The 15,841-nt window shown below is 62.9% G+C and carries 9 protein-coding genes; 5 read left to right on the top strand and 4 right to left on the bottom strand.

The annotated features are described in order from the left end of the window. The first annotated feature begins 387 nt into the window (after window positions 1–387). Both ABD919_RS07135 and ABD919_RS07130 read left to right on the top strand, forming a co-directional pair. Entirely contained in the window at window positions 388–939 is a 552-nt protein-coding gene (locus tag ABD919_RS07135) for a hypothetical protein (RefSeq protein ID WP_345235151.1), read from the top strand. Between the two features lie 48 nt (window positions 940–987). Further along, on the top strand, window positions 988–2,124 hold the full coding sequence (locus tag ABD919_RS07130; protein WP_345235149.1) for a PA14 domain-containing protein: 1,137 nt from the start codon (window positions 988–990) through the stop codon (window positions 2,122–2,124). A gap of 87 nt (window positions 2,125–2,211) precedes the next feature. On the opposite strand, the gene ABD919_RS07125 is transcribed toward ABD919_RS07130, so the two are convergent. Continuing rightward, window positions 2,212–4,674 (bottom strand): M4 family metallopeptidase, encoded by a 2,463-nt coding sequence (locus ABD919_RS07125; protein WP_345235147.1) that lies wholly within the window; start codon window positions 4,672–4,674, stop codon window positions 2,212–2,214. A gap of 515 nt (window positions 4,675–5,189) precedes the next feature. On the opposite strand from ABD919_RS07125, the gene ABD919_RS07120 reads away from it, so the two are divergent. Next, entirely contained in the window at window positions 5,190–7,748 is a 2,559-nt protein-coding gene (locus tag ABD919_RS07120; RefSeq protein WP_345235145.1) for a DUF5686 and carboxypeptidase-like regulatory domain-containing protein, read from the top strand. 91 nt (window positions 7,749–7,839) lie between these two features. Here ABD919_RS07120 and ABD919_RS07115 read toward each other — a convergent pair whose 3' ends face one another. Then, window positions 7,840–9,846, bottom strand: coding sequence for a tetratricopeptide repeat-containing sensor histidine kinase (locus ABD919_RS07115; RefSeq protein ID WP_345235143.1), 2,007 nt, complete (start codon window positions 9,844–9,846; stop codon window positions 7,840–7,842). Window positions 9,847–10,404: 558 nt separating this feature from the next. Between ABD919_RS07115 and ABD919_RS07110 the strand changes: the two genes are divergently transcribed. Beyond that, the gene (locus tag ABD919_RS07110) at window positions 10,405–10,590 is read left to right on the top strand and encodes a hypothetical protein (protein ID WP_345235141.1); all 186 of its coding nucleotides are present in this window, start codon (window positions 10,405–10,407) and stop codon (window positions 10,588–10,590) included. 278 nt (window positions 10,591–10,868) lie between these two features. Continuing rightward, window positions 10,869–11,891, top strand: coding sequence for a Gfo/Idh/MocA family protein (locus ABD919_RS07105; RefSeq protein WP_345235139.1), 1,023 nt, complete (start codon window positions 10,869–10,871; stop codon window positions 11,889–11,891). A gap of 60 nt (window positions 11,892–11,951) precedes the next feature. Here ABD919_RS07105 and ABD919_RS07100 read toward each other — a convergent pair whose 3' ends face one another. Then, window positions 11,952–13,976 (bottom strand): alpha/beta hydrolase family protein, encoded by a 2,025-nt coding sequence (locus ABD919_RS07100; RefSeq protein WP_345235137.1) that lies wholly within the window; start codon window positions 13,974–13,976, stop codon window positions 11,952–11,954. 199 nt (window positions 13,977–14,175) lie between these two features. Beyond that, window positions 14,176–15,720 carry an aldehyde dehydrogenase family protein gene (locus ABD919_RS07095; RefSeq protein WP_345235135.1) on the bottom strand — a complete coding sequence of 515 codons (1,545 nt, stop codon included), beginning with the start codon at window positions 15,718–15,720 and terminating at the stop codon, window positions 14,176–14,178. Window positions 15,721–15,841 lie beyond the last annotated feature (121 nt).

The following is a 15,841-nucleotide window of genomic DNA, read 5'->3' as shown; positions in this document are numbered from 1 at the left end:
AAAAGCAGGACTGCCTGACTTTTAACCTTTCACGCCCCCTTTCTTATTTCTACTTGGCCCATAGTGCGGCTTATCGCTGATTAGGCTCCAGGGCTCCGCAACTCACATTGAATTTCAGGTTTTTGTATGGGTCAACCCTGTGCCTCCCCCTCTCCTTTTCGGAAATGCGGATTAAGCATTTTTTGGGGCCGGGGGGTGAGGCAGCCACGAGAACGAGGCCGTACATCAACCAGAAAACCGCAACTAAGGCCCGCTTTACGTACCGCTTTGGCACTGGCTACCCCGGCGGTGCCCCTCCCTCTTTCTTTCAACTACGGCCCGCCGGCCCGACCTTCTGCCCGGCGCATGCGTACAAGCGAACTGCTATTTTATCAGTCTGCTTGCACCATGCGCCTTTCCCTTCTTTCGCTGCCCGCCTGCCTGGCAGCAGCTTCCTTGTTTCTTACTTCCTGCGACTCAACCCCGCGCGAGCGGCAGGCCGCTGTGAAGGATGAGCTGAACGAGCTGGACACCCTGGCCCGCAAAGGCACCCGCAAAATTGCGAACCTGGGCAAAGCCGCCGCCCGGGTAAATGCCGCCAACCGCCGCCGCCGCGACTCTCCGCTGGACCCGCGCCAGGAAATTGCCATGGAAAGCCAGCTCATGGGGCCCTACTCCGGGCAGATAGACAACCTGACGCCGGCCGACCTGCCTGCGGCCTATGCCCAGCTGGTGCGGAGCGCCCGGGCCCAGCGCAGCACCTGGTCGGAGCGCGACTGGGACTATGCCCGGGCCGTGTACAAGCGGCTGAACGACCAGGTAAAGCAGATTCGCATGGATTTGCCCGCCCGGGACGAGGTGCGCATTCGCGCCCGCCAGGCCGAGTTTGTGGCCTTGCAGGCCGGCCACACGGCCAAGGAGATAGGGGAAGCCGCGCGCGACGATAAAGCCGCCGACTAACCCGGCCGCGTCGGTTATACTAACGCCTGCCGTTGTCGTTATTGCGTTATGCTTCGCCTCGGTATTGCCTCGCTGCTCTCTTCCTTTCTGCTGGCTGCCCCGGCCCGGGCCCAGACCCCGGCTGGCGACGGCCTGGTGGGCCAGTATTACGACGGCCAGAACTTCGAGCGGGTGATGGTCATCCGCCACGATGCCACCATCGACTTCGACTGGACCGGCAGCGAGCCGGCCCCTGGCGTGCCCGCTGAGCATTTCTCGGTGCGCTGGACGGGCTGGCTGGTACCGCCGGTAAGCGGGCGCTACAAGTTTCACGTCACCGTCGACGATGGCATGCGGCTGTGGATTAACGAGCGCCAGATTCTGAACGAGTGGCGCGACCAGCCCGTGCGGCAATACACGGCCACCGTGGAGCTTACAGCCGGCCAGGCCTACCGCCTGCGCGTCGATTACTATCAAAACATTCTCGATAACCGCGCCCGCCTCACCTGGGAGCGGCCCGACGCGGCCAAGCAGCCCCCGCCCACCTGGCGCAATGGCTGGAACATGGGCAGCCAGCCTTCCGGCGCCGAGCCCATTCCTTCGCGCTATCTGTACCGAAAGCCGCCTCCCAATGCGACGACGGCGCAAGCGGCAGCTCCTGCGCCGGCCAAGCCCACCGACCAGGCTGCGGCGGCCACGGGAGGCCCGGCTCCTGGCTCCAATCCGAGTGCCAGCCCCAGCCCTCCCGCCCGGCCTAAGCCCCTGGCTGTTCCGGCCCCGAAACCACTGCCAGCACCGGCTACTATTCCGGCTCCTCGTCCCAGCATCGACTCGGCCGCGGCCCGGGTGGCCCGGCTCGACGAGGGCGAAGCCGTAACCCTGCCCGACCTGTACTTCGACCAGGGCCAGGCCCAGCTGCTGCCGGCCGCCCGGGCGGCCCTCGACGACCTGGCGGTGGCCCTGCGCGCCCGCCCCGGCCTGCGCCTGGAAGTGCAGGGCCATACCGACAACGTGGGCGTGCCCGAGCTGAACCGCCAGCTCTCCCAGCAGCGCGCCGAGGCCGTGTGCCGCTACCTGGCTGCCCACGGCGTGCCCGACGGCCAGCTGCGCCCCGTTGGCTATGGCGGCACCCGCCCCGTAGCCGACAACACCGACCCCGCGCAGCGTCCTAAAAACCGCCGCGTAGTACTGGTAAAGCTACAGTAGCCCCCACGGGCCGGGCTATGCTTGACCTAAACAAAACGGCCTGCCAGTATTCCTGGCAGGCCGTTGCATGAGTGGGCAGCGCGCGGCTTATTCTTTCACAAAGCGCTTGTGGTAGGTGCGCTCGCCGTCGTTTACGGTTACGGTATAAATTCCTTTGTTGAGGTGCCCGATGCGCAGCGCGCCATCCGGCCCGGCCTGGGTGGCCACCACTGCCCCCCGAACATCCGTTATGACCACAGACAAGGGGGCTGGCCTGCCTTCCAGCGCTACGTTCAGCAGGTCGGTTGCCGGATTGGGGAAGACTGTTAGCTGAAGGTCGCCCCTGGTAGGCGCTTTGGCTGTAGCCGTGGCCATGCGGGGCACGGGAGCGGGCACCGGGGAAGTCCCATTAATGATATCAACGATGTAGTCTTCGGTTTCGCCGTAGCTGTAGCTGCCGCAGCTGTTGGTGGCCGAGGCCCTGCTCATGACCACTCGCAGGCGGGTCGGGCCGGTCAGGGCCGTGGTGGGGATGGTGAAAGTGGACGCATAGTCCCATTTGTCCGGAGTGGTGATGTTCACAATCTGCTCCCCGGCGTCGGTGAACACGCCGTTCTGGTTGTAGTCGATGTAAATTCTGAAGTTCTCCGCAAACGAGTTGCCGCTGCTGAAGCCCGCCGAGTAGAGAATGGAATGCTGCATACCAGCGGCCAGCGGAGTGGCCCCCAGGTTATAGAAGAAGTTGTACCCGCCGTTGGAGCCCGTGTTTGAATCGATGCTGCCAATTCTCACCCGGTCAATCCATTCAGTGGCTGCGCTGGCACCTTTGGAAGTGCAATAGGAGGGCGTGTTGTTGTAAACCCCCACGGCGAACCAGGCATTTTCCACTGCCCGCACTTCCGCCGACCCCGCGCCGTAGATGTCGGTGGCCGAGGCGAGGGTGGCCGTGCGGGCCGAGGCGAAGTAGCTGGCCGGCGACAGGTAAAAGCGCTCGGCGTGGTAAGCAATTCTGGCGGCCTTGCTGCTGGTTATCCCGGCTACGGAAAAGGTCCGCCCGTGGTCGTTGGTGCCGCTTCCGCCCACGCTTAGCAAGTAAAACCAATAGTTCAGAACGCCTGAGTTGGTATGCACACCGCCATAGTCATTTCCGTTTTGTCCACCCATGGGGTTCGAAACGGTTGGCTGCCAGAACCGGCCGCCGTAGGTATCCGGCTGGGAGGATAGGTTGGGGTTGCTCATGGAGCGCAGTCCCCCGCTGGTTACGTCTTCGCCGATGGTCCACGCCGACTTATTAAACCGCCCGCCGTAAATCTCTACTTGTGAGCCCCAGATATCCGAGAAGCCTTCGTTCAGGGCGCCCGACTCATTCTGGTATCTGAGCTTGGCCGTCTTGTCGCAAACCGCATGGCCGAGCTCATGCCCCACAATATCCAGCGAGGTGAGCGGGCCATACACCTTGCCCTGGCCATCAACTCCGCCATCCCCATAAACCATTAGCTCGTTTTGGCTATCCCAGCCCGCGTTTATGGTAGATGCAAACTGGCTGGGGTCTTCGTTGAAGTGGACGTAGCTGGCAAGCTTGGCCCCCGAGCCGTCGTAGCTATTGCGTCCGTGCACGTTTTTCCAATAATCGTACGTTACCTGCGTTCCCCAGTGCACATCAAGGGCCGCGTTGTCGAATTTCGCATTATCGTACTCGCCGGCAGTCCAGTGGTTATTCGCATCAACGAAGTCCACTACCGCGCTTAACAGATTACTGTTTCTGATATTCTTTGTCTCAATCCGATTGCCCCGGGTGGCGTCGTGCAGGCGGTAGCCGCCCGTGGTGGTTTCCGTGGTGCTGGTAACCGTGTAGTTGTAGCGCGTGTCAAAAGTGCCCGTTGCATTGGCGTGCTTGATAATGGCGTCGCGCATTACTTCTTCGCCGGTGTGGGCATCGATGTACACGTACTCACGGCTCATCGGCAGCTGGGCATAGATGTCGAATTTCCAGGCCAGCACGGGCTCGTTCGTTTTCAGGCTACGCACAACAACCAGCTCGCCTGCCGGCAGGTAGGTGGCCGTCGGGCTGCCCTTCATGCTTTTTAACTGAGCCTCAGCGGCCGCATCCTGCCACATGTACTTGCGGGCGTTCACAAAGCTGAGTGCCCGGGCCAGGGCCTTGGATGCACGCAGGGTTGGAGTGGTGTTGAGGTTCTCGATTTTTTCGAAGTCGCCGCTGATGCTTTGGATGGCATCGCCTTTGGCGTGTACCGAGTACTCGGCGTGCTCTACCTTGATGCCTTTGTAAAACTGGCTGTACTTGCGGTGGACCAGGCCTACTTCGTCGGCCTCCTGGGAAACGGGCAGCAGCGCGTCATCAGCCGTCAGGCCCAGCTGCTCGCGGAGCACCTGCGTGGCATTGGCCAGGCGGTAGGCGGCTTTGCCCGCAGCCGAAAATTGTACCATTTCAGGTTGGTTGTCGGGGCCCAGGAATTTCTGCTGAATGCGCTCACTGTTCTGGGCCATTGCGACCGGCGAGAGCAGCGTGCCCAGCAGGGCACAAGCCAGCGCTTTGTATTGTTTTTTCATCCGAAGATTGAGTTGGGGGTTGGTTAAGATGCCCGAATTGCAGCGAGTGCTATCTGTCTGGCAGCCTGTTATCGCCGCAAAGTTCTGCCCTTCCGGCAGGGTCATCCTACCCCGCTACTGTCCGACTTGGACCAAAAGCAGCTGGGGTAGGAACAACGGTTGAAATACTAGGACCAATGCAATGGGGCCCGGCCGCTTTCCTGCTCCACAGCGCACTCGCTGCTACGGCCTCGCGGCCTGCGGCCTGCTTGTGTTTCCGGTTCTTTTCCGGCCCAGCCGGGCCAACCGGCGCGCCCATCCTTTTTTCGTGCCCTCCCTTAGGCAACCAATGCGGTGCAATTCACATCTTACCGACCAAAATCACCGTAGTGTTTTGCAGGATAAAAATTGTCTTATACCGGAAAGGAAGTATTTTTTGCCAGGCACGCCGGAACTACTTGTTGGCTATTTAAGCTTTCTGTAACTTGCGGGCTGTCCGGCATTTTCAACATTATTTTCTGCGTCAATACATCTTTATGAGAGTACTTGCTATGCTGCTTCTGGCGTGCCTATTTGCTTTCCCAGCAGCAGCCCAGCGTATTGTCATTGTGGGGCAAGTAGTAGAGGCCAGCAGTGGGGAGCCGGTACCCTTCGCCTCTGTTTTTATTCCCAAAACCGCTACCGGAGCCACCGCCGACCTGGAAGGCAAGTTCAAGCTGGCTGTAAGCGGAATGCCCGATTCCATTGCGGCTTCGGCCCTGGGCTTTGCTACCATGCGTAAAAAGCTTTCGGCAGCTCCCCAGCAAACGGTTTTGTTCCGGCTCAAGCCCGGCGGCGTGGCCCTGGCCGAAGTAGTGGTGCGGCCCGGTGAAAACCCGGCATTCCGCATTCTGCGCGAAGTACAGAAGCACAAGTCCCAGAACGAGCGCAACGCCCTGACAGCCGCCGAGTTCGACTCCTACAACCGCATCGAGGTCAGCCTGTCGGAGCTGCCGCCGCGCATTGCCAAGCGCAAGGTGGTGAAGGACATCCGGGCCCTGGCCGCGCGCCGGGGCGCCGCCGCTGCCGCCGACCCCGACGCTCCCCTGCCCCTGTTTGCTTCCGAAGTAGGCTCCAAAGTGTACCAGCGCTTCAACCCGCTGCGCCGGCGCGAAGACATTCAGCACCGGCAGATGCGCGGTGCCGGGCCACGCGAGGGCTCGGTGCTGTCGCAGGTGCTGGGGGCCAACTTCATCAACATAGACTTCTACCCGAACTGGCAGAACATCATGGGCAAGGACTTCATCTCGCCCATTGCCGAGGGCTGGCGGATAAGCTACGACTACGAGCTGCTGGATTCGGTGTTTGTCGACAAAGACTGGTGCTACAAAATTGCCGTGACGCCCAAGCGCAGCCACGACCTGGCGTTTAAGGGCACCATGTGGATAACGGCGGAAAGCTATGCCCTGCGCCGCATCGATGTGATAGCGAATGCGGATGCGAACATCAACTTCGTTACCGACCTCCGCATTTTTCAGGACCTCACGCCCCCCGACCAGGGCCCGGGCCTGGCGGGCCGCACGCGCATGGCCTTTGGCATTAAGCCCTACGAAGGCCAGGCCGCCATGCGGGTGCGCACCACCACCGTCAACACCAACTTCGTGCGTAATCAGCTGCACGAGGCTGGCTTTTACGATGTGCCGGTGAACGTGGCCCAGCAAACCAGCGACCCCGAGCCCGAAGGCGGCCTGCTGGGCCGGCTTTCCATGGACGGCACCGGCCCGGCCAAGGGCTACTTCGACCTGCACCGCCCCGACACCTTGAGCTTGTCGGAGCAGCAGACCTTCGCCGTACTTGACTCGGCCAGGCAGCTGCCCTCAGTGCGCAACATCCTGGACTGGGTAGAGCTGTTTGTGAACGGCTACAAGCGCGTAGGCCGCTGGGACATTGGCCCCATCCTCAATACCTACGCCTACAACAACTTCGAAGGCCACCGCTTCCGTCTGGGCTTCCGCACCACGCCCGACATCAGCCTGAACTGGGTGACGCAGGGCTACGTAGCCTACGGCACGCGCGATAACATCTTTAAGTACGGGCTGAAAACCAACCGCATTCTGGAGCGCCGGCACTGGACCGTAGCCGGGATTGAGTACCGCCACGACATTGAGCAGATAGCCTTGCTCGACAACGACTTCATCCCCGACAACAACCTGTTTGTGGCGGCCTCGCGCTCCGGCAACTTTATTCAGGGACGGCCCGTGCTGCGCGACCTGACGGCGCTTTCCCTGCAGCGTGACCTGTTTCATGGCTTCACGCAAACCGTTACGCTGCGCCATCAGCGCTTCCGGCCCCAGCACGACTTCGCGTTTTACGACGACGATGACGACGACCTGCCGCGCCCCAGCCGCCGGCTGCGCCGCAACTTTATGGTGTCGGAGCTGGTGCTGGAGTCGCGCTACGCCCGCGACGAAAACCTGGTGCAAAGCGAAAACCGCCGCCGGGCCATTGGCCTGAAGCGCTGGCCGGTGTGGACGCTGCGCTACACCCTGGGGGCTAACCGCTTCCTGGGCAGCAACTTCAAGTATCAGAAGATTAATCTGATAATGAACCACAGCGTGAACACCGGGCAGCTCGGGCGCCTCACTTACCGCATCGAGGGCAGCTACATTCCCAGCGCCGTGCCTTACCCGCTGCTGAAGGCCCCGCTGGGCAACGAAACGCCCTTCCTCAACTTCAACGCCTTCAACCTGATGCGCTACTTCGAGTTCGTAACGGACCGCTCGGTGTCGCTGCGCCTCGAACAGCACCTGGAGGGCTTTCTGCTGAACTCCATCCCGGGTATCCGCAGCCTGAACTGGCGCCTGGTGGCCTCGGCCAACATGCTGTATGGCGACCTGTCGACGGCCAACCGCAACCTGCTGCCGCCCTTCGACGACCAGGGCCATCCCCTGCCCCGCTTCCAGACCCTGGAGAAGCAGCCCTACGTGGAAGTGGGCTACGGCGTGGAAAACATCCTGAAGTTTATCCGCGTCGACTTTCTGCACCGCGTCACGTACCGCGACCTGCCCAAGGCCAACAACTTCGGCATCAAGTTCGGCATGCAGTTCCGCCTATAACCCGGCTGGCTGGAACGGGGGCTGGCGGGTTTGTCATCTGCGCCCTGCACACCGGCTTCCTCATATCCTGCTGAAAGTCAGCGCTTCGGCGCTACGCGGCACGTACTGGCTGCGACAGCGCCGCGGGTACCACCAGGGGCAGGCGAATAATAAATTCAGTTCCCTCGCCTTCCCGCGACTCCACGGTGAGGGTGCCGCCGTGCCCGGTCGTGACGATGTCGCGGCTCAAGGACAAACCCAGGCCGGTGCCTTCGCCCACGGGCTTGGTGGTGAAGAACGGCTCGAAGATGCGGGCCTTTACACTTTCGGGGATGCCGGTACCGTTGTCGCGCACACGGATTTCCACCGTGCCCGGCCCCTGGCGGGTCGCGATGCACACCTCCGGCTGAAAGCCCGTGCCGGCGGCTTGCGTCTGGCGCTGCTGCACGGCATAAAGGGCGTTGGTGCATAGGTTGAGCAGCACCCGGCCCAGGTCCTGGCTTACTACGGGCACGGGGCCCAGGGTAGTGTCGAGCTGGGTGCTGAGCTGGGCGGTGAAGCTCTTTTCTTTGGTGCGCACGCCGTGGTAGGCCAGGCGCAGGTTTTCCTCGACCAGCTGATTGAGGTTGGTGGCCTCGCGCTGGCCCGTGCCCGTGCGGGAGTGCTCCAGCATGCCTTTGATGATGGACGAGGCGCGCTGCCCGTGCTGGCTGATTTCCTGCAGGTTTTGCTTGAGGCCGGCCAGAATCTCGTGCTCCAGCCCCGCATTGCGGGCCGCGCCGGTCTGCACCCCGTTGATTTCGTTTACCAGGTCGGTACTCACCTCGGCGAAGTTCTTCACGAAGTTGAGCGGGTTCTGCAGCTCGTGGGCAATGCCGGCGGTGAGCTCGCCCAGGAAAGCCATTTTCTCGCGCTGCACCAGCTGCTCCTGCGTGGCTTTGAGCTCGCCCAGCGACTTCTCCAGGGCGGCATTCGACTGCGCCAGGGCGGCGTTGACGCGGTGCTGCTGCCGGCTGTGCCAGCCCAGCAGCAGCACCAGGGCCAGCACCCCCACCAGGCCCGCCAGCAGCCCGTAGGTACGGTAGCGCGCCTTCAGGGCCTGCTGCTCGGCGGCGGCCTGCTGCTCGCGCTGCCGCTCGCGGTAGTTCACCGTTTGCAGGCGCATCACCTTTTCCTGCCCAAAGAGGGTGTCCTTCATGGCCACCATGAGGGTCTGGTACTTCAGGGCGCTGTCGGCCTGGCCGCGGGCCTTGAAGCTTTGGGTAAGCAAGGTGCTGGCGTTGAGCACCCCGCGCAGGAAGCCATTCCTTTGCGCCGCGGCGCAGCCTTGCCGGGCATAGTAGATGCTGGAGTCGGGGCGGCCCATCTGCTGGTAGAGCGTGGCCATGCCTACACTGGCGAAGTTGACGCTGCGCAGGTGGCCTACTTCCATCGACTCTTCGTAGCTCTGCCGGTACAGGGCCCGGGCCTTGGCAAGCTCGCCGCGCTTGCGGGCCACGTTGCCCAGCCCGTACCGGATGTAGTTGGTGCGGGTACCCAGGCGGCGGGCCAGGTTGTAGGCTTGCTGCTGAAAATACTGGGCCGAGTCCAGCTCATTGAACAGGTCGTAGGCCAGCCCGATGTTGCTGAGCTCAATCACGGTGCGGTGCTCGTCGCCCAGCTCTTCGCCGATGCGCAGGGCCCGGTGGTAGTAGCTCAGACCCTGGTGCTTGTCGCGCAGGTAGATGTAGAGAATGCCGATGCTACGCAGGTTCTGCGCTTCCAGGGGCTTGTCGTTGATAGCCTCGGCAATGCGCAGGGACTGTTGGAACAGCTCGAGGGCCCGGGCCAGGTTGCTTTCGCGCAGGGCGGCGCCCAGCCGGTTCAGGGCCTCGCCGTGCCGGTAATGCAGGCGGCGGGCCAGGGCCAGCGCCCGCCGGGCATAGGCCTCGGCCGAGTCGACGCGCAGCGTCCAGTACTCGTCGCTGATTTGACAGAGCAGCATCACCCGGCTGGAGTCGGGCTGGGGCTGCCGCACCTGCGCCCGCAGGCGGTCCAGCTTGGGACTTTGTGCGCGGGCCCCGGCCCCCAGGGCCAGCAGCAGCCACAGCAAAAGCAACCGGTGAAATCGTAAGTTCATCGAAAAGTCAACTAGGGCAATCCGTGGATAAGCCCCGGGTTTTACTTATTTCCCAGCAGCAAAGCCGCTAGCTATGAAGGCACTCGAAGGTAGTTCCGCGAGAAACTTTGCCATTACGAAGGTAAGCTTTCGCCCATGTACCCACTAAGCTGCCGCACTATATTGTAAAAACGAATAGCCTGGTACAGTCCTACTGAATTGGCGGAAGCGGCAACAGCCTATTCGGCACACTCGGCCAGGCAAGCCCAAGCGTTGCCTGGGGTAGCGCAAGCCAGAGCGGCTTAGCAGTAAGTGTAGCGCAGACTCTGCGAGTCTGCACGCGTGAACGCTCAACAGCGCGGACTCGCAGAGTCGGCGCTACTGCGTGCTTGTTACTGCCCCTACTCGGCTCTAGCGCCTGAGTAGTGGTATTATCCTACGACAGAACTCTATTTACCCGGATAAATACCATACTAAAGCAACCATTGCCGAGCCTGCTGGGTCGTATCAAAAGCAGCGCAGCGGAGGTGCATCATTGTACCAGCTGCGTGCCAGCGTTTCACCCTTCACCCCACCCCTATGAAACCCTTCTTTCTGCATTTCCTGTCTTTGCCCACCATCGCCTCACTAAATCGTCGGTTAGCAGGCCTGGCGCTGCTGTGGCTGTTGACCCTACTGTTGCTTAATCCTGCCGTGAATGCCCATTCGGGCAGCTCCGCAGCCCCGGTCAACCCGGCTGCCACGGTAGCTGCTCTGCTCCGCTAGCGCCCAGCCTCCACTCTACCCTGCTGCCTTATGGTAGAAGTGGAGCAGCTGCTGCCTACAGCAGCTCCCGGGGCGGCGCACACCTTTGAAAAGTATTAAAACCATGGCATAGTGGCTTTTAACCTTCAATTCAGCCCACGAATCTAAAATCTGCTCCAGCATCGCAGCGTGTGCCCCGTGCTAAAGCCCCGGCCTAAAGCCGGTGCGGGGATTTTTACTTAGAGCAAGCGTGTGGGAATGAATGCGGAGCACCGGGCAGCAGGTACTATTTTTGGCGCATGAGCCAAGGACCTATTTCAACTGCTTTGCTGGCCTATGGCATGTCGGGCAAGGTGTTTCAAGCGCCGTTTGTGGCGGCCCACTCCGGGTTTGCGCTGCGGGCAGTGCTGGAGCGAAACGAGCAGCGCATGCAGCACGACTACCCGCAGGTGCGGAGCTACGTCAGCCTGCCCGAGCTGCTGGCCGAGCCGGGCCTGGAGCTGGTAGTGGTGAACACGCCCAGCAACACCCACTTCGAGCTGGCCGAGCAGGCCCTGCGGGCCGGCAAGCACGTGCTGATTGAAAAGCCGGTAGCTACATCCACCGCCCAGCTGCAGGCCCTGCTGGACCTGGGCCGCGAAACCGACCGCCACGTGCTGGCCTACCAGAACCGGCGCTGGGACAGCGACTTCCAGGCCGTGCGGCGGGTGGTAGAGAGCGGCCAGCTGGGCCAGCTGCTGGAAGCCCACTTCCGCTTCGACCGCTACAAGGTGGCCCTCAACCCCAAGAAGTTCAAGGAAAACCCCCAACCCGGCAGCGGCCTGCTCTACGACCTTGGGCCCCACCTCATCGACCAGGCTCTGAGCCTGTTTGGCCAGCCCCTGAGTGCCAGCAAGACGCTGGGCGCTAACCGGCCCCACACCCAGGTCGACGACTTCTTCAGCCTGCACCTGCGCTACCCCCAGGGACTTAACGTATGGATTACTTCCAGCCTGCTGGTGGCCGACCCGGGCCCCGCCTACGTGCTGCACGGCACCCAGGGCAGCTACCAAAAGCACCGCACCGACCCGCAGGAAGCCCAGCTGCTGCAAGGCACCTCACTTCGTTCGCCCTACTACGGCCGCGAAACCCCGGGTCAGGAAGGCCGCCTCACGCTGGTTGCCGCCGACGGCAGCCTCACCACCACGGCCGACCCGGCCCCGGCTGGCGACTACCTGCAGCTGTTCGAGGCCGTGTACCAAACCATTCGGCACGGCCGCCCCTACCCTATTCGGGAAGAGCAGCTGCGCTGGCAGAACGAGCTGCTGGAAATGCCTGTATAGTTGGCTTTCGGTTATAGTCAGCGCGCGCTAGCCGTTGTTCCGAATAGGCCGACCGGCACCCTACTTAACTACTCTGCTGCCCAGCGCCCGCACTAAATCGGGCACGTCGTAGTGCTGCAGCACGCCCGGCAGCACGTCGGAATACTGGTCTTTGGTGGTGGGCTGCGCCAGCTGACTTTGCCAGGAAGCCGGTAGGGCGCGGAGCCGCACCTGCCCGATGCGGGGCGTGAGCAGGGCCGCCTGCAGCGCCACCAGCGCCGAGCTGCGGCCGTCGGCATACAGGTCAATGGTGGCGTCCAGCCAATTGCCTACCAGTGCATTTAGAGCAGTGGCTACGTCGGCCACGCGCTGGGCCGGCAGGGGCTGCCCCAGGTGCAGGCCGATGAGAGCCGGACGGTATTCGCGGTTGTAGTATTTGGGGTCGAGGGCCGCGGCCGGGTCGGCGGTTTCGCCCTGCCCGCGTAGGTCTACCAGCAGCACCGACTCGTAGTCTTTCAGCAAGGTGCGCAGCCAGGCGGTGCTGTCGGCCAGGGCAGCTTTGCCGCGGTCGGAAAAGCAGGCGATGTGCCGGCCTTTCGACCGGCCGGAGGTGTGGCCATACACCCGCAGGGCAGGCAATGGCGGCCCGGGCCCGCCCCGCAGAATAAGGCGGTGAAACAGCAGGCCGCCCCGGGGCACCGTGTCGCGCCGCTCGGTCTGTATTGTCCCGTGCCAGATTTCGTGTCCGTTGGGCCGGAACAAGCGTCCAAGAGACATTCCCAGCTGCTGACTCACAGCATGCCGTATGTCGTTTGACGCCAGCGCCGAGCGGGCCGCGTGCAAGCGGTGGGCCTGGGCCTGGTAAAAGGCCGGCAGGCTTTCTTCATCGGCAAAGCTGGTGCTTACCTGCCCGGTGGGGGTGCACTGCAGCTCCCGCGCCGTGGCCAGCGGCAGGTCCTCTTCTTTCACCTCTGTCGGCTTTTCCTCACCGCGCAGCCAAAACCGAAACCAGCGAACGACAGACTCGCGCTTGGGCCGCGAAATTCCGTGTCCATCAGCATGAGTAGATAAGCTAATAGTGGGGAGTCTGACCGGGCCAGGCTGGCGCAAGGCGGCGTAGGCATTGCCGGCTTCCCGATAAGCGGTGGTGATGCTGGTATAATCCACGAAGTCGTATTGGCCCGCCAGCAGCAACAGCGGCTTGGGCGCAAAGGCGATAAGCCAGTCGGCCAGGTCCAGCCGGGCCGGGCCGGCGCCGGGCAGCATCACGCAGCCGTCGGCGGGGCCGGTAAGCTCCAGGTTGCGCTCGCCGGCGGCCACGTAGCTGCACAGGGCAGCCACTTTCAGGCGCCTATCAACAGCCAGGAGGTAGGCCGTTTGCGTGGCGCCGCCCGAGTTGCCCAGGCAGCCGAGGCGGGCCGTGTCCACTTCGGGCCGGCTGCTGAGGTAGTCGAGGCCGCGCACGTTGTCCCAGAGCTCGGCCGCGGGCAGGGTAAGGCCCAGCAGCGTGGCCTGGGCATTGAGCAGCGTGTGCTCGGTGGTGCCGCCGCGCGTGAGGGCCTTGCCGCCGGCATCAGTGAGCTGCATGCGCTCGCCCTGCGACACCGGGTCGGGCACGAGCACGGCAAAGCCGTGGGTGGCCAGCAGCATGGCCGTTTTCTGGTACGACGCCGTGGCCTTGCCTTCGGCCTCGTGCCCGCAGGGAAACAGCAGCGCCGGCCACTTGCCAGTACCCGCCGGCAGGTACAGGTTGGCCGTGACGCGGTGGCGCGGCATGCTTTCGTAAATGATTTTCTCGATGCGGAAGCCCGGCCGCTCAATGGCACCGCTCACCTGGGCGTTCAGCGGGGTGCGGACTGGCAGCGGCCCCAGCACCCGCCGGAAGCGGGCCCGCACGCTGTCCTGGTAGGCTTTGGTGGCGGGAGCTGATTGAGTGGCAGCTTCCAGGTTGCCCGCCCGGGGCGCGTACTGCTGGTGCAGCTGCTGCATCAGGTAGCTATGCAGCGTGGTATTGGCTTTCCAGTCCAGCACCTCGTAGGGCTTCTGGGCCAGGGCCCAGGATGAGAACAGCAGCAAGAGCAGGCAGGTCAGGAACGGGCTTCGCATACGTTAGATATCCTGCTAAGGCAGAAAACACGGAAAACAGCAAATAAAAAGAACGTCATGCTGAGCTTGTCGAAGCATCTCTACCACGAGAGTAGTCCCAATCGAAAAGGATTACTGCCGCAGGCAAGATGCTTCGCTTTCGCTCAGCATGACGTTCAATGAGTAGGACGCTCTATTATCAAAACATCTCAAAAAACGCTTAAATCTTCTCCGGCAGCAGCGTGGCGTCCTCATAATTCCCCAGCACCGGCTGGGATTCCGGGCCGTTGGTCACGGCTTCTACCAGCAGCCTGCCGCCCACGAAGGCGCCTTTCCAGGACTCGCCCAGGCCGCCGAATACTTCGTCGCGGTCGCCGCGGGAGCGCAGCTTGTTCACGCCCACCTTGAAGGCACGGATTTCGCGGGCGGTGCGGGCAGCCCACTTGGGGTCGTCGCTGGCCACGGCGGCCACCAGGGCGCCGTTCGATACGTTCATCTCGCCCACCAGCTCCTCTACCCTATCCACCAGCACGATGCTGTCGATGGGGCCGAAGGGCTCCTTGAAGTACAGCTCGCTCTGCCGGGGCAGGTTCACCAGGGCGCGGGGGGCACGGTAGGCACTGCGGTCCTGGCCGGGCAGGAAGAGGCTGTCGTCGAGCTGCCCGTCGAGCAAGGGCGTGGCGCCGGTTTGCAGGGCGTTCTGGTAGAGACGGTCGAGGTCCTGGGCCTGGCGGGCGTTGATGACGGGGCCGAACGCCAGGTCGGGCAGCTTATCGCCGGCCTGGTCCACCAGCGTGGGGTTGCCCACTTTGAGGTTGCGCACCACGTCCCAGTAGGTTTCCAGAAAGCGCGGGAACAGGCGGCGCTCCACTACGTAGCGCACGTAGGCCGTGCAGCGCTGCTTGCCGTAGTCGTAGCTTTTCTTGAGCTGGTCGGCCAGGGTGTTCCAGTCGGAGTAGTCCCAGATGCCGTAGGCATTCACGCCTTCCATCTCCAGCATGTAGCGCTTGTGCTGGGAGGCCAGGGCGTCGGCGATGTTGCGGCCGTTGTAGCGGCCGCCCACGAAGCTGAGGCAGTCCACGGCGTCGTTGCGTACGAGTACCTCGCTCAGGTCGCCGCCGGCGCCGCTCACCAGCGTTACGGGCAGGCCGGCGCGGCGGGCCAGGGCAAAGGCCAGGCTCAGGGAGATGAAGCCGCCGTCGGTGGGCGTTTTGGCGATGACGGCGTTGCCGGCCAGGGCCTGCACCAGCACCGCGTGCAGCAGCACCGACATGGGGTAGTTCCAGGAGGCGATGTTGCTGACCAGGCCCAGCGGCGTGCGGCCTTCCAGCATGGGCTCGATGTTGTCGACGTACCACTGCACGCCGTCCACGGCGCGGTCGATGTCGGTAAAGCCCATCTTGTAGGTTTTGCCGATTTCCCACATCAGCAGCTTGCCGATGAGGTCGACCTGGGGCCGGAGCAGGTCGAGGGCGGCCTGCACGCGGCGGCGGCGCTCGTCGAGGTCGGTTGCAGCCCAGCTGGCCGCTTCGCCCTTGGCGGCGCGCACGGCCCGCTCGGCGGTGGCGTGGTCCAGCATGGGCAGGCTGCCGAGCAGGCTGCCGTCGATGGCCGAGTGGAATTCGCGGGGCTTGCCCGGCTCCTGCCAGCGGCCTTCAATCAGGTTCAGGAAGCCGCCGTCGTGGTTGAAGATTTCCGGCGTGGCCTGCTTGGTAAGAGAAAGAAGGGTGGCAAACTCAACTTCAGGCGCAATGATTTTGGACATAGAGGTCAATGGGTGAATGGGCGAATGGGTGAATGAGTGAATGGGCGCCGCCGGCTGAACGATGAAACTCCTTGTCTTGCCACAATTCATTCCCCCATTCAGCCATTCGCCCATTCACCCA

This window comes from Hymenobacter saemangeumensis (assembly GCF_039541835.1).
Taxonomy (GTDB): Bacteria; Bacteroidota; Bacteroidia; order Cytophagales; family Hymenobacteraceae; genus Hymenobacter; species Hymenobacter saemangeumensis.
This window is presented reverse-complemented; position numbering and strand designations above follow the sequence as displayed.